The sequence below is a fragment of the Allomuricauda sp. TY007 genome, from assembly GCF_010468565.1.
Classification (GTDB): domain Bacteria; phylum Bacteroidota; class Bacteroidia; order Flavobacteriales; family Flavobacteriaceae; genus Flagellimonas.
This window is the reverse complement of record NZ_WUEG01000007.1, coordinates 23,195-47,178: the sequence shown is the minus strand read 5'-3', so window position 1 is coordinate 47,178 and position 23,984 is coordinate 23,195. Positions and strand designations below refer to the sequence as shown.

At 41.5% G+C, this 23,984-nt stretch carries 20 protein-coding genes; 12 read left to right on the top strand and 8 right to left on the bottom strand.

Translation table 11 applies throughout. The features are described 5' to 3' along the window. Window positions 1-171: 171 nt before the first annotated feature. Complete coding sequence (locus GO009_RS09205) at window positions 172-1,914, bottom strand: M56 family metallopeptidase (protein ID WP_163625921.1); 1,743 nt, start codon at window positions 1,912-1,914, stop codon at window positions 172-174. Continuing rightward, window positions 1,914-2,273, bottom strand: a complete 360-nt coding sequence (locus GO009_RS09200) for a BlaI/MecI/CopY family transcriptional regulator (protein ID WP_163625920.1) — start codon at window positions 2,271-2,273, stop codon at window positions 1,914-1,916. The genes GO009_RS09205 and GO009_RS09200 overlap by 1 nt, the downstream gene beginning before the upstream one ends. Before the next feature lie 150 nt (window positions 2,274-2,423). Between GO009_RS09200 and GO009_RS09195 the strand changes: the two genes are divergently transcribed. Further along, complete coding sequence (locus GO009_RS09195) at window positions 2,424-3,362, top strand: calcium/sodium antiporter (RefSeq protein ID WP_163625919.1); 939 nt, start codon at window positions 2,424-2,426, stop codon at window positions 3,360-3,362. 60 nt (window positions 3,363-3,422) lie between these two features. Here GO009_RS09195 and GO009_RS09190 read toward each other — a convergent pair whose 3' ends face one another. Continuing rightward, on the bottom strand, window positions 3,423-4,433 hold the full coding sequence (locus GO009_RS09190) for a glutamine synthetase beta-grasp domain-containing protein (RefSeq protein WP_163625918.1): 1,011 nt from the start codon (window positions 4,431-4,433) through the stop codon (window positions 3,423-3,425). A 211-nt stretch (window positions 4,434-4,644) separates the two neighbouring features. Here GO009_RS09190 and GO009_RS09185 point away from each other — a divergent pair, with 211 nt between their 5' ends. The 9 genes from GO009_RS09185 (at window position 4,645) to pyrF (ending at window position 13,688) form a co-directional block, all read left to right on the top strand. After that, on the top strand, window positions 4,645-6,831 hold the full coding sequence (locus GO009_RS09185; protein WP_163625917.1) for a glutamine synthetase III: 2,187 nt from the start codon (window positions 4,645-4,647) through the stop codon (window positions 6,829-6,831). 80 nt (window positions 6,832-6,911) lie between these two features. Further along, the gene (locus GO009_RS09180) at window positions 6,912-8,090 is read left to right on the top strand and encodes an AIR synthase related protein (protein WP_163625916.1); all 1,179 of its coding nucleotides are present in this window, start codon (window positions 6,912-6,914) and stop codon (window positions 8,088-8,090) included. Between the two features lie 48 nt (window positions 8,091-8,138). Next, window positions 8,139-8,579 carry a ubiquinol-cytochrome c reductase iron-sulfur subunit gene (locus tag GO009_RS09175; protein WP_163625915.1) on the top strand — a complete coding sequence of 147 codons (441 nt, stop codon included), beginning with the start codon at window positions 8,139-8,141 and terminating at the stop codon, window positions 8,577-8,579. Window positions 8,580-8,600: 21 nt separating this feature from the next. Continuing rightward, window positions 8,601-9,038, top strand: coding sequence for a thioredoxin family protein (locus tag GO009_RS09170; protein ID WP_163625914.1), 438 nt, complete (start codon window positions 8,601-8,603; stop codon window positions 9,036-9,038). Continuing rightward, on the top strand, window positions 9,035-10,030 hold the full coding sequence (locus tag GO009_RS09165) for an FAD:protein FMN transferase (RefSeq protein ID WP_163625913.1): 996 nt from the start codon (window positions 9,035-9,037) through the stop codon (window positions 10,028-10,030). Before GO009_RS09170 ends, GO009_RS09165 begins: the two co-directional genes overlap by 4 nt. Window positions 10,031-10,045: 15 nt before the next feature. After that, complete coding sequence (locus GO009_RS09160; protein ID WP_163625912.1) at window positions 10,046-10,255, top strand: DUF4266 domain-containing protein; 210 nt, start codon at window positions 10,046-10,048, stop codon at window positions 10,253-10,255. Between the two features lie 34 nt (window positions 10,256-10,289). Further along, the gene (locus tag GO009_RS09155; RefSeq protein ID WP_163625911.1) at window positions 10,290-11,585 is read left to right on the top strand and encodes a DUF3570 domain-containing protein; all 1,296 of its coding nucleotides are present in this window, start codon (window positions 10,290-10,292) and stop codon (window positions 11,583-11,585) included. Between the two features lie 162 nt (window positions 11,586-11,747). Continuing rightward, entirely contained in the window at window positions 11,748-12,824 is a 1,077-nt protein-coding gene (gene prfA, locus GO009_RS09150; RefSeq protein WP_163625910.1) for a peptide chain release factor 1, read from the top strand. A gap of 42 nt (window positions 12,825-12,866) precedes the next feature. Then, window positions 12,867-13,688, top strand: a complete 822-nt coding sequence (gene pyrF / locus GO009_RS09145) for an orotidine-5'-phosphate decarboxylase (protein WP_163625909.1) — start codon at window positions 12,867-12,869, stop codon at window positions 13,686-13,688. Between the two features lie 8 nt (window positions 13,689-13,696). Here the strand turns inward: pyrF and GO009_RS09140 are convergent, their stop codons facing one another. Further along, window positions 13,697-13,888 carry a hypothetical protein gene (locus GO009_RS09140; RefSeq protein WP_163625908.1) on the bottom strand — a complete coding sequence of 64 codons (192 nt, stop codon included), beginning with the start codon at window positions 13,886-13,888 and terminating at the stop codon, window positions 13,697-13,699. A gap of 204 nt (window positions 13,889-14,092) precedes the next feature. Here GO009_RS09140 and GO009_RS09135 point away from each other — a divergent pair, with 204 nt between their 5' ends. Next, complete coding sequence (locus tag GO009_RS09135; RefSeq protein ID WP_163625907.1) at window positions 14,093-14,614, top strand: hypothetical protein; 522 nt, start codon at window positions 14,093-14,095, stop codon at window positions 14,612-14,614. Window positions 14,615-14,798: 184 nt separating this feature from the next. Here the strand turns inward: GO009_RS09135 and GO009_RS09130 are convergent, their stop codons facing one another. From GO009_RS09130 to purU, 4 genes are all read right to left on the bottom strand, one after another. Beyond that, entirely contained in the window at window positions 14,799-15,503 is a 705-nt protein-coding gene (locus tag GO009_RS09130) for a DUF4197 domain-containing protein (RefSeq protein WP_163625906.1), read from the bottom strand. 119 nt (window positions 15,504-15,622) lie between these two features. Continuing rightward, entirely contained in the window at window positions 15,623-17,911 is a 2,289-nt protein-coding gene (locus tag GO009_RS09125; protein WP_163625905.1) for a glycoside hydrolase family 65 protein, read from the bottom strand. A 71-nt stretch (window positions 17,912-17,982) separates the two neighbouring features. Further along, complete coding sequence (locus tag GO009_RS09120) at window positions 17,983-19,332, bottom strand: MFS transporter (RefSeq protein WP_163625904.1); 1,350 nt, start codon at window positions 19,330-19,332, stop codon at window positions 17,983-17,985. Window positions 19,333-19,528: 196 nt separating this feature from the next. Next, window positions 19,529-20,377, bottom strand: a complete 849-nt coding sequence (purU, locus tag GO009_RS09115) for a formyltetrahydrofolate deformylase (RefSeq protein WP_163625903.1) — start codon at window positions 20,375-20,377, stop codon at window positions 19,529-19,531. A 142-nt stretch (window positions 20,378-20,519) separates the two neighbouring features. On the opposite strand from purU, the gene GO009_RS09110 reads away from it, so the two are divergent. After that, entirely contained in the window at window positions 20,520-23,978 is a 3,459-nt protein-coding gene (locus GO009_RS09110; protein ID WP_163625902.1) for a methylmalonyl-CoA mutase family protein, read from the top strand. The last annotated feature ends 6 nt before the right edge of the window (window positions 23,979-23,984 follow it).

Here is a 23,984-nt window from a genome sequence, read left to right as displayed (position 1 = left end):
CTTAAGATAATAAAATGTTAGATTTGAAGGACCATTTTAAGTGGTTTTTTGAAAAGCAAGGGAGATTTTGTTTAAAAATGAGCCTATTTTTAGGTTTTCGTTTGGCGACACAAAAAAGAACCGCCTTAAAAGACGGTTCCTTGGACTATTCAAAAAATGATTATACTGTAATCATTTACCTTTTTTGGTGGTTATTTCGACTACCCCGTTTTTTGCCTTTTTACCGTACTTCTCCACAGCCTTATCACCTTTAAGTACTTTCATGCTCTCAATGTCTGAGGGGGAAAGTTCTTTTATGGCTTTTGATTTTGATTTTTTTCCATCCACAATAAATAGCGGTTCATCTTTACCGTCAGAATCAATAAAAAAGAAACTTGCATCGTCATCGTTACTGATTACTTCAATGTCTTCATCGTCATCCGAATCTTTAATGACCATTACATTATTGTTCCTTTTTACTTCAATATCCTTGTCTTTATCTGTACTAAAGATCACCATGTTGCTTCCTTCGCCTTTCTTTTCAATTTTTTTAATGGTAATATGTTTTACGTCCTCATCATCTTTAATATGTAATTTTTCAGACTTTTTGTTACTTAGTCTTTTACCGTCTACAATTACAACTTTTTCATCATCTATTTTTTTAATGACGACTTCGGTTTCATCATCGGTGGTCCAGGACCTCGTTCCCTTTATTTTTCGAATGCTTACATGTTTGTCTTTGCTCGCGTTCCAAAAGGAGACTGCATTGTTTTCATCATCATAAATAACTGTAATTGGACCAATGGGGCCATCGGAGTTACTACTGTAGTTTCCGTTCACTTTTTTGCCCTCATCATTTTTACCGCTCAATTGCAGAGAAATTTCAATAATCTCTTTTGCATCATTTCTAACGACGGTGTAACTGAAGTTTATACCATCTTTGGCCAAATCTTTTTTAATATTATCGAGTTTGGCATCTGATGTATTTTTGTCTACGGTGAATTCAATCTTTTTGTTGTCTTTTGATTTTTTTTCGCTCATTGAGCTTCCTGCACTGTCGGAATCCCTATAAAGATAGGTTTCCTCAATACTGAAACTCACTAGAAGCAATCCCAACAACGGTACTACGGCCAGGGTTTTTAAAACATTGATTTTCTTGGATTGATTTTGATTTAACATGACTATTCGTTTTTTGATTAATGAATTATAAAATGAATTGGCTATAATGTATTCTTGCCTGTCTACCGCCTGCTTCAGCATCAGGTATTGATAGAATTTTTTATCTTCTGCATACGCTATGGCAAAATGGTCTGCCAAATATTCCAAATTTTGCCTCACAGCACTTTTGTAGAGCCACAATACAGGGTTAAACCAGAAAAATATCTTTAAAACCTCAAGAAATAAGATATCCAATGTATGGTACTGGCGGGCATGTACCTTTTCGTGTTCTAAAACCGAATGCAGTTCGTTGGGCTCAAAAAGTCTTGGATTATAAAAAATATAGTTAAAGAAAGAGAAAGGGGATATCTGTTTTTCCGTTTCCAAGTGTAAATAAGGAGTTTCCTTTCTTTTATGGGCATTTTCGGCCAATCTTTTTAACAAAATCAATCGAATTATAAACTTTGCCAACAAAATGGCACTTACCATACTATATAAGGCAAGGAGTATGTTTTCCGTAGTAATCAAACTGCTTTCGGCAAGTGCAGAGGTAGCTTGATCTCCCAACTCATCGGCCTGAATAAGCATGGGTTTGGAAACCACCACCTTTTTTTGAATTTTGATGAAGGGAAATACAAAAGCGAGTATTAATCCAGATAAAAGAAACATCCGGTTTTCCTTAAATAAGGTATCACGCTTCAAAAAAATATGGTACACCGCTAAAAACCCCCCGGAGATAAGGACAGATTGTAAGAGGTACATGAATATGGGCTCCATTATTTTTTCTTTTCTATTAGGTCAATAATCTCTTTGAGTTCTGTAACGGATATTTTTTCCTCTTGAGCAAAGTGGGAAACCAAACTTTTAAAAGAGTCATTGTAATAATCTGCAATGGCTGAGTTCACATACTTTTTCCGGTATTCCTCTTTACTTACTATTGGAAAATATCTATGGGTATTGCCAAAGGCCTCATAATCCACAAACCCTTTTTCCTGAAGATTTCTCACAATGGTGGACAAGGTATTGTAATGGGGTTTTTCACCTTGTATTTCCTCAAGTATTTCCTTTACAAAAGCCTTTTTCAGTTCCCAAAGGATTTTCATGATCTCCTCTTCCTTGTTGGTCAATTTTTGCATGATGTATCTGTTATCTGTTCAAACGTAATACTAATATTTTAGTTAAACAACTATTTTTATAGTTTATTAACTATTTTTATAGTTTTTATTTTTGAAAGAACCTTCTTTGACCAGTGATTCTTCCCGTATCTTTGCGAAAAATTTTACTTTTTGGGAAATCTGTTTTTTATAGTTTCGGGATTGGTCCTCTTGATAGCCGGGGGGAATTGGTTGTTAAAATCGGCAGTTGCCTTATCCTTAAGATTGTACATCCCTAAAATTATTATTGGTATGACGGTGGTGTCGTTCGCTACCTCTGCTCCAGAACTTATTGTTAGTGTAAAAGCTGCGTTAGATGGTTTCCCGGACCTTTCTTTGGGAAATGTGGTGGGTTCCAATATTGCCAATCTGGGATTGGTTTTGGCAATCACCATAATTATGGGAAGCATAAATGTGCGGAAGAGTTTTTATACCACCGATTGGCCTGTAATGATGGTCGCTTCGCTTTTGTTCTGCGGTTTTATCTATTTTGATGGAGAGCTTCAGCAATATGAAGGGATTATTCTTGTGTCCCTACTATTTGTGTTCTTGGTGTACCTACTTAGGTTTCAAAAAACAGCAGTTGTTGATGAAATGCCCGAAGATGATGTGCCGCTACCATTATACAAGATCGCACTTTTTTTGGGAATTGGTGGAACGGCACTTTGGGGAGGTTCCGAATTACTTATAAATGGAGCAGTGGGCCTTGCATCCTCTTTTGGGGTAAGTGATCGTGTAATTGGAATAACCATTGTTTCCGTAGGAACAAGTATCCCAGAACTGGCAGCATCAGTAATAGCGGTGCTAAAAAAAGAGAAGGCTATATCCTTGGGAAACTTGATAGGTTCCAACATTTTTAATTTGCTGGCCGTTTTGGGAATTACCTCAATAATTACTCCGATAACCGTTATGGACGAAGGGTTGTTGTCCAGTGATATTTTTTGGATGTTGGGGATTTCTTTCCTTATCCTTCCTTTGGTATTCTTCCCAAAAGGATTGCGATTGGGTTGGCGGGACGGATTGGTGCTATTGGTATTTTATGCCACCTTCATCTATTTTACCATAAAATAAAAACCGCCCCATAAAAGAGACGGTTTTCACCTATAATCAACAACTAATTTATATAAATACTTATACTGTTACGGATTTAACCGTTTTCACGATTACGGCCGCCACCTTGTAAGGGTCTGCGTTAGAAGCAGGTCTTCTATCTTCCAACCATCCTTTCCAACCTTTCTCTACGGTCATAATTGGAATTCTGATGGAAGCACCTCTATCGGAAATTCCATAGCTGAAATCAGAAATGGAAGCAGTTTCGTGCTTACCGGTCAATCGCTCATCATTGTACTCACCATAAACGGCAATGTGCTCTTTGGTTACCGGACGGAAAGCTTCGCATACTTTTTCATAAACTTCTTTAGATCCACAAGTTCTCAAAAGGTTGTTGGAGAAGTTGGCGTGCATACCAGAACCGTTCCAGTCGCCTTTGATGGGTTTTGGGTGGTACTCAATATAATAACCATAGCTCTCGGTCAATCTTTGTAGCATATAGCGTGCCACCCAAATTTCATCACCGGCTTTTTTGGCGCCTTTGGCGAACAATTGGAATTCCCACTGACCAGCGGCAACCTCTTGATTGATGCCTTCGAACTGAAGACCGGCGTCCAAACAAAGGTCGGCATGCTCCTCAACAAGATCCCTGCCCCAAGTGTTTCTTCCACCAACGGAACAGTAGTATAGCCCTTGTGGACCAGGGTAACCGCCAACAGGGAAACCTAAAGGGAGTTGGGTTGCAGTATCCATAATAAAGTATTCCTGCTCAAATCCAAACCAGAAGTCATCATCTTCATCGTCAATAGTAGATCTGGAGTTGCTCTCGTGTGGGGTTCCGTCGGGATTCAACACCTCGGTCATTACCAAATAACCGTTTCTTCTAGCTGGGTCGGGGTAAATGGCAACAGGCTTTAACAAGCAGTCAGAAGAACCGCCTTCGGCTTGTTTGGTAGAAGAACCATCAAAAGACCACATGGGGCAGTCTTCCAATTTACCGCTAAAATCTTCCTCAATTCTAGTCTTGCTTCTAATGTTGGCCGTTGGTTCATAACCATCCAACCATAGATACTCTAATTTAGATTTGCTCATAATTCTGGTAGTTAATCGTTCTCAATTTTATGATTCACAAAAATAGTTTTTTCATTTAATTATCAATGTTTTGCAGGGGTAAAATCACAAATTTGCACCTATTATTTATATTACCCCTATTTTATTTAGGGCAGAATGAAAAAAAAGTAATTTTTGAAGTATATTTTATTAAATTGTTAATTGTAGATTTGAAAATTAAATATTATTGAAAATGCCTAAAACAAGATTCCAAGCCTTGGCAGAAAGCCGCAATAGGGAATATGCCACTATCAATGAAACAGGGAAAAGGTCTGACCTGTTCGGTAAGCACGTATTTAATGAAGAAAAAATGCTGCAATTTTTGACAGCAGAAGCATTGGATAAAGTAAAATCAGCCATTTATCAAGGAAATAAGATCGACAGAAAGATTGCCGACCAAGTCGCCGAGGGCATGAAAGCTTGGGCCCTATCCATGGGAGCCACTCATTACACACATTGGTTTCAGCCATTAACAGGGGCCACCGCAGAAAAACACGATGCATTTTTTGATCTCCTTCCCGACGGAAGAGCCATGGAGAAGTTTGGGGGGGCACAATTGGTGCAACAAGAACCTGATGCTTCCAGTTTTCCGAGTGGGGGAATCAGAAACACTTTTGAAGCACGCGGCTATACGGCTTGGGACCCGACTTCTCCAGCATTTATTTACAAAACAACCCTATGTATACCCACCATATTTGTAGCTTATACAGGGGAAGCACTGGACAATAAAGCGCCTTTGTTGAGGGCGTTGCAAGCCATAGATCAGGCTGCAACGGGAGTAGCGCAGTATTTTGATAAGAATGTAAGAAAGGTGCATGCCACGCTAGGGTGGGAGCAAGAATATTTTTTGATTGATAAATCATTGGTCAATTCCCGATTGGACCTCTCCGTAACCGGCCGGACCCTGGTGGGAAGTTTTTCCGCTAAAGGTCAACAACTGGATGACCACTATTTTGGAGTGATACCGGCTAGGGTGCTGGGCTTTATGAGTGAACTGGAAAAGGAATGTACCAAGCTTGGAATCCCTGTAAAAACGCGCCATAATGAGGTGGCACCCAACCAGTTTGAGCTGGCCCCCGTTTTTGAAGAAGCCAACCTCTCTGTGGACCATAATCTATTGTTGATGGATGTAATGGAGGAGATTGCCGACAAGTACAATTTTTCCGTACTGTTCCACGAAAAGCCATTTGCGGGCATCAACGGGTCGGGCAAGCACAACAATTGGTCCTTGGGTACCGATACAGGGGTGAACCTATTGAGTCCAGGTACCACCCCCATGAAGAACCTTCAGTTTTTGACCTTCTTCGTGAACACCATCAAAGCGGTGGACACGTATGAGGAGTTGTTGAGAGCATCCATTGCCTCCGCGAGCAATGACCACCGATTGGGGGCCAATGAGGCACCACCACCCATCATTTCTATATTTATAGGTAAGCAATTGAGCGATGTATTGGATGAACTGGAAGGCGTTTCCAAAGGAAAATTGTCCCCACAGGAAAAAACGGAGCTCAAACTCAATGTAGTAGGTAAGATTCCTGAAATCTTATTGGACAACACAGACAGAAACCGAACTTCTCCCTTTGCTTTTACGGGGAACAAGTTTGAGATGAGGGGCGTGGGATCCAAGACCAACTGTGCCAAGCCCATGACCACGCTCAACACTATCGTTGCCAAACAGTTGACCGACTTTAAAAAAGAAGTGGATACGCTGATTGACAAGAAAAACCTGAAAAAGGACGAGGCAGTCTTCAATGTGCTTCGAGAATACATAAAAACCTCCAAGCGCATCCGTTTTGAAGGAGATGGTTACGGTATTGAATGGCAAGAAGAAGCAAGAAGGCGAAAACTGAGCTTCAATAAAAACACACCCGAGGCACTCCAAGTAATCACATCAAAGGAAAGTTACGAACTCTTCAAGCAAATGGGGGTGATGAACGAAGTGGAGCTCAAGGCCCACAAAGAGGTAGAGTTGGGCGCTTATATTTTCCATATTCAGATTGAAGGTCGTGTATTGGGCGAAATGGTGTACAACCACATCATTCCCGCGGCGATCAAGTACCAAAACATGCTGCTGGAGAACATTCATGGGTTAAAAGAGGTCTATGGAGCGGCACACAAGAAAGTGGCCGAAGGCCAGCTGAACATTTTGGAACAGATCGGCGAACATATCGTGGAGATCAAAAAACTTACCGATGAAATGGCGGATGCTCGTAGAAGGGCCAATGGCATGTCGGTGGTGGATAAAAAGGCCCAGGCTTATTGCAATAATGTGAAACCGTATTTTGATAAAATCCGGGAACACTCGGATACATTGGAGAAATTGATCGCGGATGAATTCTGGCCATTTACCAAATACAGGGAAATGTTGTTTTCTAAATAGAACAATCTGGAATAATTGAAAAGACGGAAAGCATATCAATAGTTTGATGGCTTTCCGTTATTTTTGCCCAAACCTTTCATATGTCATCGGATACCAGTAAAAGATATGCGCAAAGAGGCGTTTCCGCCTCCAAAGAAGATGTGCACAACGCAATCAAGAATATTGATAAAGGACTTTTCCCCAAGGCATTCTGCAAAATTGTACCCGATTATTTAACAGGTAGCGAGGACCATTGTTTGGTGATGCACGCCGATGGAGCAGGTACCAAATCCTCCTTGGCATACATGTACTGGAAAGAAACAGGCGATGTTTCGGTCTGGAAAGGCATTGCCCAAGATGCACTTATTATGAATGTGGATGACCTGATTTGCGTAGGTGCCACCGATAACATACTGCTCTCCTCAACCATTGGGCGAAACAAAAACTTGATTCCTGGTGAAGTAATTTCGGCCATCATCAACGGTACTGAAGAATTGATTGCCGATTTGGACAAGCACGGGATTACCATCCGTTCCACGGGAGGTGAAACTGCCGATGTGGGCGATTTGGTAAGAACCATTATCGTTGATTCCACGGTAACGGCCCGAATGGAACGAAAAAATGTGATAGATAACGCCAATATTAAAGCTGGAGATGTAATTGTTGGATTGGCTTCTTTCGGAAAGGCGAGTTACGAGACCGAATACAACGGCGGTATGGGCAGCAATGGATTAACATCTGCCCGGCACGATGTATTCTCCAAATACCTGGCTGAAAAATACCCGGAAAGCTTCGATGCTTCGGTTCCGGAAGAATTGGTGTATTCCGGAAACACAAAACTCACAGATGCGGTACCCGATTCTCCATTAGATGCTGGGAAATTGGTGCTGTCCCCAACAAGAACCTATGCACCCATCATTAAAAAAGTATTGGAAAAATATACTTCCGAAGAAATACATGGTATGGTGCATTGTAGTGGAGGAGCACAGACCAAGATTCTTCATTTTGTGGATAATCTTCACATTGTCAAGGATAATATGTTTGCCATTCCACCCCTGTTTAAACTGATTCAAGAACAATCGGGAACGGACTGGAAGGAAATGTACCAAGTTTTTAATTGTGGTCATCGAATGGAACTCTATGTAAATGAGAAGGTTGCAGAAGAAATCATTTCCATTTCCAAAAGTTTTGATGTGGATGCCCAAATTATTGGTCGGGTAGCATCTGCTAGCAGTAAAAAGTTGACAATCCAAAGCCCGTACGGCAAGTTTGATTATTAATATACGATTTACCTTGAAATAGCGTTCTTGTAATAAACCTCCCACGCTATGGAAAGAAAAGAGTTTCTGCGAAGTTTGGGCGCAGGTGCAGCCTTTGCACTTACATTCCCCTGTTTACAAGGGTGTTCCAAGGATGAAATTGATGGGAATCTGGTCGATGAACCTACAGGAGTCGATTTTACCATTGATCTTACTTCAGCTGAAGCAACAAATCTTTCCGAAAACGGAGGTTTTATTTTAAAGAACTTAGTGGTCGTTGCCAGAAACCTACAAGGGGAATATGTGGCAGCAAGCCAAGTTTGTAGTCATCAATCTTATGATCAGGTGCGTTTTGTGGACCAGAGCGGAGGTATTTTTTATTGCGATGTACATGGTTCAAGGTTTGGTCAGGATGGAACCCCGCTAAATCAGGTTGATGGAACCCCGGCCAAGGCACTGACAGTTTACAATACGGAACTCGATGGCTCCATTTTACGGGTTTATGAATAGTTTTTTGGAATCCCAAATCGAATGAAAAAATTAATCTACATACTCCTATTCGCTAGCTGTGGTATGCTTCAGGCACAACAATGGCAAGAAAATTTTGATGATGCCCTTACCAAGGCCTCAGCCGAAGATAAACCTATTGTTTTGGTCTTTTCCGGTTCGGATTGGTGTGCGCCATGTATCCGTTTAAAAAAACATGTTTTTGATAGCGAGGAGTTCAAGGCCTATGCCTCTGAGCATTATGTGATGTATGATGCCGATTTTCCCCGTAAAAAGAAAAATCGACTACCCGAAGAAAAATTAAATACAAACAAGTCCTTGGCCGAAAAGTATAACCCAAAGGGTTATTTCCCATTGGTTGTGGTAATGGACAAGAACCAAAACGTTTTGGGCACCACAGGTTTTGTGGCCCGAACGAGTCCCGAAAAATATATCAGAACACTTAACAAATTTCTAAAATGAAAAGCCTTATAGCCTTTATCTGCAGTTTTTCTTGTCTGCTGTCGTTTGGGCAGTCGAGGCAAACAGATGTTACTGTAAAAAAGACCCTAAAACTAATGGGTACCCGGTTCGAGATTACCGTAGTGGCACCGAACGAGGATATTGGCTACATTAATATAGACGAAGCTGTTTCGGAAATTGAGCGTATAGAAAAAATCATCTCATCATGGGACAAGGATTCCGAAACATCTTTAATCAACAAAAATGCTGGGATCAAACCTGTGAAGGTGAGTCAAGAATTGATTGATCTAATCGAACGATCCATCAAAATATCGGAAATAACAGATGGAGCCTTTGATATTACCTATGCCTCCATGGACGAGGTTTGGAGATTTGATGGGACTATGGATAAAACCCCTTCAGAAGAAGAAATTAAAAAATCCATTGCAAAGGTTGGGTATCAAAAAATACAATTGGACCAAGAAAACCAAACCGTTTTTTTACCCGAAAAAGGAATGTGCATTGGGTTTGGTGCTATCGGAAAGGGGTATGCGGCGGACAGGGCCAAAGAACTCTTGGTGTCCAAAGATGTGAAAGGAGGAATCATCAATGCTTCGGGCGACCTTACCACTTGGGGCACCAAAGTGACCGGTGAAAAATGGTTGGTAGGTATTGCAAATCCACTGAGTAAGGATAAAGTGTTCAGTTGGCTGCCAATAATAGAATCTTCCGTGGCTACTTCGGGCAATTATGAAAAATACATAGAGCTCGACGGAAAAAAGTATTCGCACATCATTGACCCGCGAACAGGATATCCTACCACAGGTATTAATAGCGTATCGATTTTTGCAAAACAAGCTGAATTGTGCGATGCCCTCGCCACCGCAGTTTTTATAATGGGCAGGGACGTTGGTCTGCACATGATCAACCAGATTGATGGAGTAGAGGCTGTTGTGGTGGATTCCGAAAATAAAGTCCATAAAAGCTCAGGTATCATGTTTGATACTAATTAGTACATTTAATAAAATATGGGAAGACCTCTTTTTTTGCTACTACTCTTGATTTTCTCAAGTTCCTGCGTGGCCGTTCGTGAATACGATAAAGTTTATGTGAACGACGAAGAGATGCAGTTGAGTGCGCGACCCTACGAACGTTTTGAAACCAATTTCCATATTTATAGAGAGGCCTCCTCTGGAGCCAATGGAGGCAAAACAGGTGGCGGATGCGGATGTAATTGAATGGGAACTTCAAATGATTAACTTAAAAAACCTCATGACCCAATCATCCAAATCAGCGAAAACCGTTTTTGTAGTCTTATTATTTTTGATGGCATCTTTGGGTTGGTCACAACAAGATGACACTTCCTATAAAAAACGTGTTTTGGAGGCAAGTGAGGTGGATTTGCTTTTTAGTTATTACAATCAAGATGGGCAAAATGCGGCAGTAACTGGTGGGGAAGGTACCGAAGAGTTAACGGATGCCACCTCGAGCATAGTTCTTAGAATGCCCATGAACGAAGACGATATTTTAACGGTGGATGTTGGCCTTTCTGCCTATACTTCTGCATCTTCCAGTAATGTAAACCCTTTGGATGGCGGTGTAAATGTTACCCCGTTCGATGCTTCATCAGGAGAATCCCGAAAGGATTTGTTGGCCTACATCAACCCGACATACCAACATAGTTCCGATGACCGAAACACCATTTGGAGTGCCAATGCCTATTTTTCATCGGAATACGATTATTTCTCGATTGGATTCGGCGGTAGTTATACCAAGTTCTTCAATGAAAAAAACACAGAGATAACCCTGAGCGGTAAAGTTTTCTTGGATAAGTGGAATGCTGTTTACCCTATTGAGCTCCGTGATGGATTTTTTGATGATCGCATCACGGGAAACGGTACTTACAATCCGATTTTTTCGGAGTTTGACAAGGAAAACAGGAATTCCTATTCACTTTCCTTGAGTTTCTCCCAGATTTTGAGTCAAAAATTGCAGGGAGCATTGTTTATGGATGTGGTTTCCCAGAACGGATTGTTGAGCACGCCATTCCAGCGTGTGTATTTCTCGGATTTTGAGGATTTTTATATTGACGAGTTTCAGTTGGCGGATAATGTGGAGCAATTGCCCGATAGCCGATTCAAAATACCTGTGGGCGGTCGGTTGAATTATTATTTGAACGATTTGGTCATCCTGCGTTCCTACTACCGTTTTTATTGGGATGATTGGGGCATCAGTTCACACACGGCCAGTTTGGAAGCTCCATTTAAGCTTACGGATAAGTTTACCTTGTACCCAACCTACCGGTACTATACTCAGACTGCAGCGGATTATTTTTACCCGAAGGAGCAGGCGTTGTCCACCTATGAGTTTTATACTTCAGATTACGATTTGTCCGAATACGATGCCCATCAATATGGGATAGGGGTACAGTACAAGGACATTTTTACAAGTGCCCGAGTACTCAATTTTGGTTTGAAAACCATCAACCTGCGATTTAGCCAATATGATCGTAGTGATGGCCTCAATGCCTTCATTGTTACCCTTGGTACTACTTTTGTTGGAAACTGACCTCAATTTCTCATAGTGGGTTTGATTTTCCGGTGTTTTAGGTCGGAATGAATTAATTTTATTCGTTTGAACACCTCGTTGGCTTGCTCCGAGGTAGTTGATTTTAAAAAATAATCCAACGAAAAAATCGTAAATTCGCATTCCCATTAGGAGGATTGATTTATGCTAGACAAACTCAACATTGTAAAACAGCGTTTTGATGAGGTTTCGGACCTGATCATACAACCCGATATTATTGCGGACCAAAAAAGGTACGTAAAGCTGAACAAAGAGTACAAAGACTTGAAGTTGCTCAGCGATAAACGCGACGAATACATAGCCCTTACCAACAATATCCAGGAAGCAGAAGAGATTATTGCCGACGGTAGTGATACAGAAATGTTGGAAATGGCCAAAATGCAACTGGATGAGGCCAAGAGTGCCTTGCCCAAATTGGAAGAAGAAATTAAATACCTTTTGATTCCGAAGGACCCCGAGGATGAAAAGAACGTGGTTATGGAAATTCGTGCGGGAACCGGTGGCGATGAGGCCAGTATTTTTGCGGGTGACCTGTTCCGTATGTACACCAAATACTGTGAATCCAAAGGATGGAAGACCAATGTTATCGATTTGAGCGAAGGAACCAGTGGCGGATACAAGGAAATCCACTTTGAAGTCAATGGCGAGGATGTATACGGAACCCTAAAGTTTGAGGCAGGGGTGCACCGTGTACAACGTGTACCACAGACCGAAACCCAAGGTAGGGTACATACGAGTGCGGCTACCGTTATGGTGATTCCCGAGGCGGAAGAGTTCGATGTTCAAATAGATCCGAAAGATGTACGGATAGATTATTTCTGTTCCTCTGGACCTGGTGGACAATCGGTGAACACGACATACTCAGCAGTGCGTTTAACACACGAACCCACAGGGATTGTGGCACAATGTCAGGACGAAAAATCCCAACACAAGAACAAGGACAAGGCGTTTAAAGTGCTTCGTGCCCGTTTGTACGATATGGAATTGGCCAAAAAACAGGCCGAAGATGCTGCTAAACGTAACTCTCAGGTAAGTAGTGGAGACCGTTCGGCAAAAATTCGCACCTACAATTATCCGCAGGGTAGGGTGACCGATCACAGAATTGGATTGACCCTTTATGATTTACAGAACATCATCAACGGGGATATCCAAAAAATCATCGATGAGTTGATGTTGGTGGAAAACACGGAAAAACTCAAAGAAGCCTCGGAGATATTTTAAGCTGTTAAAACCAAGTTCAAGTACGGTCGAGAATCCATCAAAATGAAGATTGAAGATTTAATTGCCCAGATACATCAAAAAAAATCGTTTCTCTGTGTTGGTCTCGACACGGACTTGGATAAAATCCCAAAGCATCTTCTAAAAGAAGAAGACCCCATTTTTGCTTTCAATAAAGCTATAATTGATGCTACGCATCCGTATTGTGTAGCCTACAAACCGAATATTGCTTTTTATGAGGCTTACGGTCTGGAAGGATGGAAATCCTTGGAGCGAACCATGGCATATTTGAATGCCAATCATCCAGAAATGTTTACCATAGCTGATGCAAAACGAGGCGATATCGGGAATACTTCCACACGCTACGCCAAAGCATTTTTTGAGACCATGGATTTTGATTCCATTACCATTGCCCCATACATGGGCAAAGATTCTGTGGAACCCTTTTTGGAATTTGAGGATAGGCATACCATTTTATTGGCGCTTACGTCCAATCAAGGTGCTTTTGATTTTCAGACCAAAAATGTAGATGGCCAGGAATTGTACAAAGAAGTATTGTCCGTTTCCAAAACCTACAAAGGTTCGGAACGGTTAATGTATGTTGTTGGTGCGACTAAGGCTACTTATTTGGAAGATATTCGAAAAATTGTTCCAGAAAGTTTTTTGTTGGTACCTGGAGTGGGAGCGCAAGGAGGAAGTTTGCAGGAAGTTTGCAAGTATGGAATTACCAAGGATGTAGGTTTGCTGGTAAATTCCTCCCGGGGCATTTTGTATGCCTCCACCGATTTGGATTTTGCCGAAGTAGCTACGAATAAGGCACAGGAAATCCAGCAGCAAATGGAAATTGAACTGTCTAAACAGAAATAAGGTTCAGTTTACAGGCTTTCCAATACTTTTTTAATGCTCTGTGCTTTACTTTTAAAGAATTCACCCAATTGATTATCCTTACCGGCAACACTAGCGGCCTTTTCCATAAAATTTTGGTGCATTACCTCCAAAACCGAGGCTGCTTGGCTTAAACCTGTGATGGGCGTGACCGATCCAACTTTACAATACTGATTATTCATAGCTCTCAAGATTTGTTAATAACAAAGATACGTTCAAAACGGGCTTGTGGATTATGCCCAAGGGTGGTATACATCTATAAATCAGGTAATTTATCTAAAATTTAACGTATGGGTTCCTAACTGGCTTGATAGATTACATTTAGGTCGGATAAAATTAACGTACCTTTAAAAGGAGTCCTTTTTTGATAAAAAATTATGCTCATCATGAGGAAATCTGTCTTGACCCTGACCATTTTACTTCAGTTTGTTCTATATGCCCAAAATGATGACAGTTGCAATTGCTGTACGGAAAATCACAGGGCTTTTGATTTTTGGATAGGAGAATGGAATGTGGTCAATTCAAAGGATGGAAGCCCAGCCGGGTCCAGTATGATCAGTAAGGGACAAGATGGCTGTGTTATCCACGAGAAATGGACAAGTGCCAAAGCAGGATATACGGGAACCAGTCTTAATTTTTACAATGCAGAAATTAATCAGTGGGAGCAATTGTGGGTGGACAATGCTGGGGATGTTCTAAAATTGAGGGGCAATAAGGTGGATAACCAGATGATTTTGGTTTCGGAGGAGTTTGAAAAGGATGGTAAAACCTTTATAAATCGAATCACATGGACCAAAAACGATGATGGAACCGTGAGGCAATTATGGCAGGTTCTCGGAGAAGGGAACAGTGTCTCAATTGTTTTTGATGGACTTTACCGAAAAGTTCAGAAAACAAAAAACCGGTGAAGAACACCGGTTTTTAAACTAACTAACTCAAAAAAATGCTAACTCAGATAACTTGTACAAAATTCAAGTTTAACCTTCAGACCAAGGTTAATTTAACTTTAGGATTTTGTTATAATTATTCTTAATTATTGAGTTTATAACGTTTTAATTTTTGAGTTATTGCGTTTTTATCAAAAAATTATGATTAATCCTGAAGAGCGAACACCTTTTTTAACAAATCTGTTGTTCTTGACGAAACTTTTGTCCTAATTTCCTTTTCTTCCACAGCAATCATCGTATATACACCTTCCAAAGCTTTGTTGGTGGTATAATCCGTTAAATCCGGGTTTACATCATTGGTCAACGGCAGGCTGTTGTACTTTGTTATGATATTGCTCCAGATTTGGTCGGCCCCTACTTTTTGGAACGAGTTTTTGATGACCGGATTGAATTTGTTGTACAATTGTGTTTTAGTGGCCCGTTGTAAATACTGGGTCGCAGCATTGTCGTTCCCCAAAAGAATTTGTTTGGCATCATTGAAAGTGATGCCCTTTACCGCATCCACAAATATTGGAGTGGCTTCGCCAACAGCATCCTCTGCGGCACGGTTTATTATTCTCAAGCCTTCATCCGCCAAACTGGACAAGCCAACATCACGCAAGGTTTTGTCCACTTTTTGTAATTCTTCCGGAAGCAAGATCTTTACAAGCTCGTTCCTAAAAAAACCGTTTTCCAGAGCTAGCTTGTCCACTTGTTTTTCAATGCCCATGTTCAGGGCTTCCCGTAATCCTTGTGCTATTTCGGCATTCCCGATTCCTGTGGTTCCTTGGGGCAATTGGTTTACAACTTGCTGGAGTTCCGCACACCCCACGAGCTGAAACACCAAAACGCATAGCAATAATCTTTTCATGGTTAAATTTTAAAGTTGATGTGAAAATACTTCGAATGCCCTTAAAATCGCCTTTTTTTATAAATTTTTAGCTGAAATCACCTAAGTCCATACATTGTCGTGTTCTTTTCTTTGATGAATTAAGTGGATAAAGTAATTGGTTTTTCATTGACGAGGATTTCTAGAGGTTCGCCAGCGTCAATATCAAAATTAGCTCCCTTTTGGGTTATGGTCACTTTTAAAATCCTACCTCTAAAATTTATCTTAAATGAATATTTTTCCCATTGTTCCGGGATTTTTGGAGCAAAGCAAAGCTTTCCATATTTCACTCTCATACCTCCGAAGCCTTCAACAATACTCATCCAAGTACCGGCCATCGAGGTAATATGAAGTCCTTCTTCAACCTCCTTGTTGTAATCGTCCAAATCCAATCTGGATGTGCGGAGGTAAAAGGTGTAGGCTTGCTCCATGCGGTCCAATTTCGCAGCTTGAATAGCGTGTACACAGGGTGATAATGAAGATTCATGAACAGTGAACGGCTCATAAAAATCGAAATGCTTTTCCAATTCTTGTTCTGTAAAATGGTCTTCGAAAAAATAAAACCCTTGCAAGGTATCGGCCTGCTTAATGTACGGAGATCTTAGAATGCGGTCCCAGCTCCAATGTTGGTTAATGGGGCGTTCTTTTTTGTTCAACTTGGCCACGCGAACCAAATCTTTGTCCAAGAACCCATCTTGCTGAAGGTAGACTCCATGTTCTTCGGAATAGGGCAAGTACATGTGGGCGGCTACTTTTTTCCATAATCCAGTTTCGTCGTTGCTCAATTGGGTTTTTTCCAAAACTCTTTTGTAGTCGTTGGGATACCCCTGCAGCACATAATTTAATTGCTCCAAAGTATATTCCAAACACCATTTGGCCATATAGTTGGTGTACCAGTTGTTATGAACGTTGTTTTCGTACTCATTGGGCCCGGTTACTCCCAACATCACATATTTGTTGCGGTTTTCGGACCAGTTGACGCGCTGCTGCCAAAAACGGGCTATTCCAATTAGAACCTCTAGCCCCATTTCTGGAACATAGCTATAGTCTTGGGTGTATCTTGTATAGTTATAAATGGCATAGGCTATGGCACCGTTTCTATGGATTTCCTCAAAGGTGATTTCCCATTCATTGTGGCATTCTTCACCATTCATGGTCACCATTGGATAGAGGGCTGCTCCGTTTTTAAAACCTAGCTTTTCAGCGTTTTCAATGGCTTTTTCTAAATGGTTGTACCTGTATTTGAGCAATTTTCGGGCTACTTCTTGATTCTTGGTCGCCATATAGAAAGGAAGGCAGTATGCCTCGGTATCCCAATAGGTGCTACCACCATATTTTTCTCCTGTAAAACCTTTGGGGCCAATATTCAATTTAGAATCTGTTCCCGTGTAGGTCTGATTCAGTTGAAAAATATTGAAACGGATACCTTGTTGTGCTTTTACATCGCCTTCGATATGGATATCGCTCATTTCCCAAACTTGTGCCCAAGCTTTTTTCTGTTCTTTCAGAAGTCCATCAAACCCAAGGGAAGATACTTCGTCCAAAACAACGTTGGCAGCTTCCATTAATTTGTTCGCGTCATGGTTTCGGTCTACCGTGTACCCTCCGTATTTGAATAAACTCACTTTTTCTCCTTTCTTTACCTTCTGAGCAAATTCGAAGCCAATGGAAAGTTCTTCTTTGTTCTCGGAATCGGGTGTAGTTTTTATGTTGTCGCCATGCACCAAATGGGTCTGCATAAAAGTGCACACATTAAAATGTGTTTTCATGGTGTGGGACTCAATAAAGGCCCTGTTTTTTTCTGATGTTACCTTTGTAGTGTTCCAAAACTTGTCGTCCCAGTTGCTGTCCTCATTGGTAATCCCCGCATCGACATAGGGTTTAAAAACAATTGATGCGTCTGTATTAAGCGGAGTGATATCAAACTTAATGGCTCCGACTTCATCATGCGATAGACTCAAAAATCGTGTGACGACGACTTCAAGTTCAATGTTGTTAGGGGGTGTGGCGACAAAGCTTCTTTGGTACCAACCCTCTTTCATATTCAGTTCGCGCTTAAAATTTTTAACGTTGGAGCAGGTGGCCAAATCCAAAGATCTTCCATCAATCTCAACATCGATACCGATCCAATTTGGAGCGTTCAATACTTTGGCAAAATACTCGGGATAACCATTTTTCCACCATCCTACACGGGTTTTATCGGGATAATACACTCCACCGATATAGCTGCCTTGGAAGGTAGGGCCAGAATAGGATTCTTCAAAATTGGCACGTTGGCCCATGGCTCCATTTCCAATACTGAATAAACTCTCGGAAGATTTGACGCGTTCTTTATCGAAACCTTCTTCAATAAGGCTCCAAGGTGTGGGCTGTATGTAATCTTGATTCATTTAACTATTAATTGACTTGTTATTTGATTGTTTTAAACCTGTGTTTTTATCAAGGTTACCCAATTTTTGGGTTAAATCGAGGGCATATCATCTAAATCATCGACTCTGGAAACCAATAGGGCTGCAATTAAAAAAGCCACGCCACTTGTCATCAAAGCAAAAATGGGTTGTCCATTATAGAGAAACTGTACCATAGGACCTCCAACCAATGCGTTTATGATTTGTGGGATTACAATAAAAAAATTGAAAATACCCATGTAAACGCCCATTTTTTGAGGAGGAATGGCCCCAGCCAATATAGCGTAGGGCATTGCCAAGATACTGGCCCATGCAACTCCGATGCCTAGCATGGAAAGTATCAACCAATTTTCGTTCGGCATAATATAAATGGACAGAAAACCAAGGGCACCGATAATCAATGATATGGCATGGGTTTTTTTACGTCCAATTTTTTTGGCAATTGCAGGCAAGAAAAAGGCAAAAATGGCGGAAACCCCATTGTATACCCCGAACAATATCCCCACCCAATCACCAGCATTTTGATAGGCTGTACTTTGACTATTGTTGGGATCTAGACCATAAATATGACCAGCAATGGCCGGAGTGGCAAACACCCAAAGCCCAAATAGCCCAAACCAGGAAAAGAACTGCACCCAGCTTAATTGACGCATGGTCTTTGGCATTTTGGCAAAATCGGTAAATATATCGATTAGGCCGCCTGTGGATTTTTCCGGTTCCTTGACTTTTTCGTTTTGGTTTAAAAGAGCCATTTCCTTGGGAGTGTACTCTTTTGTAGTAAACACTGTAACTGCCACACTAATAATGAGCACCAATGCACCTATTACAAAGGAAAGCAGTAAGTTCAAAGGAACTTCTCCCGCCGCAGCCGTATTGCTGATTCCTGCCCAATTCGTCAAAGCGTAGGGCAACCAAGAACCTATAACTGCCCCTACACCAATAAGAACGGTTTGAACACTGTACCCTAAAGTCCGTTGGTCCGATGGCAATATATCTGCTATCAAAGCCCGGAAAGGCTCCATGGCAATGTTGAAAGAGGCATCCATCACCATAAGCATACCGGCCCCAACCCAGAGTGAGGGCAAAAGAGCGGTGAACATATCCGCATTGGGCATAAAAATGAGCCCCAATGAAGCCAAAAGGGCACCCGTCAGAAAATAAGGTCTTCTGCGCCCCAACCTAGTCCAAGTCTTGTCGCTGTAATAACCTACAATAGGTTGTACAATAAGTCCGGTAAGTGGAGCAACGATCCAAAACCAAGAAAGTTCGTGGACGTCGGCGCCAAAGCTTTGGAGAATTCTACTGGCATTGGCATTTTGGAGGGCAAAGCCCATCTGAATTCCAAGGAATCCGAAACTGAGGTTCCAGATTTCCCAGAAACTTAATCTACGCTTTTGAAACATTGTGATAGAGTGTTAAATACACAATTTGAACAGCTTATATCGTTTTAGAATACTTTTAGGGAAAGTAAAATAAAACATTATCGTGGACAAACTTTAATCCCATAAAATGGGTTGAAATCCCCAATGCTCTGCGTCGAAAAGGCTTTAAGGTTTGCTGGTTTGAATATCTCGTGGACCTGCCCCGAGGTAGTTGAATTTAGGAGAAAATAACGGTCTTATTGTTGTAGACCATAGTTTTTCTTGCTACATGAAGTTGTACGGCGCGGGAAAGAACTATACGTTCCAAATCCCTGCCTTTTGCAATAAAATCCTTAACGGAATGCGTATGCGAAACTGTGGTAACATCTTGTTCAATAATAGGGCCTGCGTCCAAATCCTCGGTCACATAATGGCTGGTGGCACCGATAATTTTCACACCTCTTTCAAAAGCAGCGTGATAGGGTTTTGCCCCTGCAAAAGCAGGTAAAAAAGAGTGATGGATATTAATGATTTTCTGAGGGAATTCATCAATCACCTTTGGTGATACTATTTGCATATATCTGGCCAAAACAATAAAATCAACGCCGTATCGCTCTAAAAGTTCGAGCTGCTTGTCTTCGGCCTCTGCTTTATTTTCTTTGGTTACGGGAATGTGGAAATACGGAATATTGAACTGCTCTGCCACATACTCCAAATCCTTGTGGTTGCTCAAAATAAAAGGAATGTCCACAGATAATTCGCCAGAGTTGTATCGGCTTAGCAAATCGTATAGGCAATGATTGTACTTGGAAACAAAAACGGCCATTTTTGGTCTGTACTCATCCGTATATGCATCCCATTCCATGTTAAAATCAGTAGCCAACCCCTGACCGAAATCTTCTTTGAACTTGGGTAGGTCCAATTCCTGTTCAAATTCACTCTTCAAACGCATAAAAAATACGCCCGCCTGTTTGTCCACATGTTGGTCAAGGTACACAACATTTCCTTTTTGCTGATGGATAAAGGTAGTTACGGAACGAATGATTCCAGATTGGTCCGGGCAATTGATAAGAATGGTCAGTTTCATTGAACATGTTTGAACGGATAAAATTATGGTATTCAAAAAAGGAAGTCCAAACTTTTATTATTTTTTGTATAATCTTAATCAAAACCAATTTTCATTTGCATTTTCTGTAAATTGCAGGGCGAAAACAGACCTTTTATTGCAGATGGAACAAATTAAACCCTACACCCCTAAACATAAAATCAGAATTGTAACCGCAGCTTCTCTGTTCGATGGACACGATGCAGCCATCAATATTATGAGAAGGATTATCCAAGCTACAGGGGTCGAAGTGATTCATTTGGGGCACGATAGGAGCGTGGCCGAAGTGGTGGATTGTGCCATTCAAGAGGATGCTAATGCCATAGCAATGACCTCTTACCAAGGAGGGCACAATGAGTATTTTAGGTATATGTTTGATTTGTTGAAGGAAAGAGGCGCAGCGCACATCAAAATCTTTGGTGGTGGCGGAGGTGTCATCCTTCCAGAAGAAATTAAGGAGTTGATGGATTATGGGATTGAACGAATTTATTCTCCGGACGATGGTAGGGAAATGGGGCTTCAAGGAATGATCAACGATTTAGTGAAACGATGTGATAATGCCGTTCCCGATTTAAACCTTCCTAAAGGAAAGTCACTGGAAAACGAATTGGAGAAAAAGCATCCGAATACCTTGGCTCGATTGATTTCATTGGCCGAGAACCGTCATAAAGAGTACGAGAAATTTCAACAAGAAATTGAACAGAGACAGGCCAACGTACCTGTTTTAGGCATCACGGGTACAGGTGGAGCAGGAAAATCGAGTTTGGTCGACGAATTGGTTCGACGCTTTTTGATGGATTTTCCCGATAAGCATATCGGTATTGTTTCGGTAGATCCCTCAAAACGAAAAACTGGAGGCGCGCTTTTGGGTGATAGAATCCGAATGAATGCCATCAATAGCGATAGAGTGTACATGCGTTCTTTGGCTACGCGACAGTCCAATTTGGCCCTGTCCAAACATGTATCTGAGGCGGTTCAAGTGCTGAAAGCTGCAAAATATGACCTGATTATCCTGGAAACCTCCGGAATAGGGCAATCCGATACCGAAATATTGGAGCATAGCGATATATCCCTCTACGTAATGACGCCAGAGTTTGGTGCGGCCACGCAATTGGAAAAAATTGACATGCTGGACTTTGCCGATATTGTTGCCATCAATAAGTTTGATAAACGTGGTGCTTTGGACGCCCTTCGCGATGTAAAAAAACAATATGCCCGTAATCATGGATTATGGCATGCCAATGAAGATGAACTGCCCATTTACGGAACAATTGCTTCACAGTTCAATGATCCCGGGATGAACAATCTCTACAAAAAGGTGATGGACACTTTGGTGGAAAAAGTGGGTTCCAGTTTGGAATCTACCATCGAGATTACCCAAGAAGTGGCAGAGAAAATCTACGTGATCCCACCAGCTCGCACCCGATATCTTTCAGAAATAGCAGAGAATAATAGAGGTTATGATGCTAAAGCGAAGGAAGAATCCAAAATAGCTCAAAAGCTTTACGGTATCTTTTTGACATTAGCTTCTACTTTGGAAATAGACCAAGAACAAGCTGAAAAGCTGTTTTTGGATAAATCAGGCTTGAACGAAGAGGAAATTCAATCATACCTAAAAAGTGATAAATCCAAAGAATTTATTTCACTACTGATAAAGGAGTTTGACAAAGTCAAGATGCACTTGAATCCGCATTATTGGGAGGCTATTTTAAAATGGAAGGAAAAGGTTGCTCGTTACAAAGCGGAAATCTACTCCTTCAAAGTCCGGGACAAGGAAGTCAAAATTAAAACGCATACCGAATCCTTGTCACACAGTCAGATTCCTAAAGTTTCCCTGCCCAAATACCAAGCGTGGGGGGATGTTTTACAATGGATCTTGCAAGAGAACGTGCCAGGTGAATTTCCATACACAGCAGGCTTGTATCCATTTAAAAGAGAAGGGGAGGACCCGACCCGAATGTTTGCAGGTGAAGGCGGACCGGAGCGGACAAACCGCCGATTCCATTATGTAAGTATGGATATGCCCGCAAAACGCTTGTCCACCGCTTTTGATTCGGTGACTTTGTACGGGAACGACCCCGACCATCGCCCTGATATTTATGGAAAGATTGGTAATGCAGGAGTGTCCATTTGTTGTTTGGACGATGCCAAAAAACTGTATTCAGGATTCGACCTGAGCAGCCCAATGACTTCGGTAAGTATGACCATTAACGGTCCTGCTCCGATGCTGTTGGCATTTTTTATGAATGCTGCCATAGACCAAAACTGCGAGAAATACATCAAAGAAAATGGTTTGCAGAAAAAGGTCGAGGACAAAATCAAAACCATCTTTAAAGAGAAGGGGATAGCACAGCCCCAATATTATGGGGAACTTCCCGAAGGGAACAATGGCTTGGGATTGATGCTTTTGGGTGTTACGGGTGACCAAGTGCTGCCAAAAGAAGTGTATCAGGAAATAAAGGCCAAGACCCTGAACCAAGTTCGAGGTACGGTACAAGCCGATATATTAAAAGAAGACCAGGCGCAGAACACCTGCATTTTCTCGACCGAGTTTGCCCTAAGGTTAATGGGCGATGTGCAAGAATATTTTATTGAACAACAGGTTCGTAATTTCTATTCGGTTTCCATATCGGGTTACCATATTGCAGAGGCGGGTGCCAACCCCATCACGCAGTTAGCTTTTACGCTGTCCAATGGGTTTACCTACGTGGAGTACTATTTGAGCCGAGGGATGGACATTAACAAATTTGGTCCAAACCTTTCGTTCTTCTTTTCCAATGGAGTAGACCCGGAGTATGCGGTAATTGGTCGCGTAGCTCGTCGTATTTGGTCCAAAGCCCTGAAAGAGAAATATGGGGCCAACCCGAGAGCGCAAATGCTCAAATACCATATTCAAACTTCGGGAAGGAGTCTGCATGCGCAGGAAATTGATTTTAACGATATCCGTACCACGCTTCAGGCCCTGTATGCGATTTATGATAACTGTAATTCATTGCACACCAATGCTTACGATGAAGCCATTACCACACCGACTGAGGAATCGGTGCGCAGGGCCATGGCCATACAGTTGATCATTAATAAAGAATTGGGTCTGGCCAAAAACGAAAATCCAATTCAAGGATCATTCATTATTGAAGAATTGACGGATTTGGTGGAAGAGGCCGTTTTGATGGAGTTTGACAGGATTACCGAACGTGGTGGTGTACTTGGTGCCATGGAAACCATGTACCAGCGTTCCAAAATACAAGAAGAGAGCCTTCATTATGAAACTTTAAAGCACTCCGGGGAATATCCCATTATTGGAGTGAATACATTTTTGAGTTCCAAAGGCTCACCTACCATTTTACCTGCCGAAGTAATACGGGCTACCGAAACCGAAAAGGAAAATCAAATCAAAACCTTGCAAAATCTGCACAAAAGGGAAGCTGGTGAAGCTGCGAAACAGTTGAACGAATTACAGGAAGCGGCTATCAATAATGAAAACATTTTTGCAACATTGATGGAAGCTGCCAAATATTGCTCATTGGGCCAGATTACCGAAGCTTTGTTCCAAGTGGGAGGGCAATACCGAAGAAATATGTAAGGGGGA

Coding starts and splice junctions, on each gene's coding strand:
- GO009_RS09135 (WP_163625907.1), top strand. CDS start 14,093: ATGAGGAAATCTGTCTTGACCCTGACCATTTTACTTCAGTTTGTTCTA.
- GO009_RS09170 (WP_163625914.1), top strand. CDS start 8,601: ATGAAAAAATTAATCTACATACTCCTATTCGCTAGCTGTGGTATGCTT.
- GO009_RS09200 (WP_163625920.1), bottom strand. CDS start 2,273: ATGCAAAAATTGACCAACAAGGAAGAGGAGATCATGAAAATCCTTTGG.
- GO009_RS09125 (WP_163625905.1), bottom strand. CDS start 17,911: ATGAATCAAGATTACATACAGCCCACACCTTGGAGCCTTATTGAAGAA.
- GO009_RS09175 (WP_163625915.1), top strand. CDS start 8,139: ATGGAAAGAAAAGAGTTTCTGCGAAGTTTGGGCGCAGGTGCAGCCTTT.
- GO009_RS09130 (WP_163625906.1), bottom strand. CDS start 15,503: ATGAAAAGATTATTGCTATGCGTTTTGGTGTTTCAGCTCGTGGGGTGT.
- GO009_RS09160 (WP_163625912.1), top strand. CDS start 10,046: ATGGGAAGACCTCTTTTTTTGCTACTACTCTTGATTTTCTCAAGTTCC.
- GO009_RS09165 (WP_163625913.1), top strand. CDS start 9,035: ATGAAAAGCCTTATAGCCTTTATCTGCAGTTTTTCTTGTCTGCTGTCG.
- pyrF (WP_163625909.1), top strand. CDS start 12,867: ATGAAGATTGAAGATTTAATTGCCCAGATACATCAAAAAAAATCGTTT.
- GO009_RS09155 (WP_163625911.1), top strand. CDS start 10,290: ATGACCCAATCATCCAAATCAGCGAAAACCGTTTTTGTAGTCTTATTA.
- GO009_RS09190 (WP_163625918.1), bottom strand. CDS start 4,433: ATGAGCAAATCTAAATTAGAGTATCTATGGTTGGATGGTTATGAACCA.
- GO009_RS09120 (WP_163625904.1), bottom strand. CDS start 19,332: ATGTTTCAAAAGCGTAGATTAAGTTTCTGGGAAATCTGGAACCTCAGT.
- GO009_RS09110 (WP_163625902.1), top strand. CDS start 20,520: ATGGAACAAATTAAACCCTACACCCCTAAACATAAAATCAGAATTGTA.
- purU (WP_163625903.1), bottom strand. CDS start 20,377: ATGAAACTGACCATTCTTATCAATTGCCCGGACCAATCTGGAATCATT.
- GO009_RS09180 (WP_163625916.1), top strand. CDS start 6,912: ATGTCATCGGATACCAGTAAAAGATATGCGCAAAGAGGCGTTTCCGCC.
- prfA (WP_163625910.1), top strand. CDS start 11,748: ATGCTAGACAAACTCAACATTGTAAAACAGCGTTTTGATGAGGTTTCG.
- GO009_RS09140 (WP_163625908.1), bottom strand. CDS start 13,888: ATGAATAATCAGTATTGTAAAGTTGGATCGGTCACGCCCATCACAGGT.
- GO009_RS09205 (WP_163625921.1), bottom strand. CDS start 1,914: ATGGAGCCCATATTCATGTACCTCTTACAATCTGTCCTTATCTCCGGG.
- GO009_RS09185 (WP_163625917.1), top strand. CDS start 4,645: ATGCCTAAAACAAGATTCCAAGCCTTGGCAGAAAGCCGCAATAGGGAA.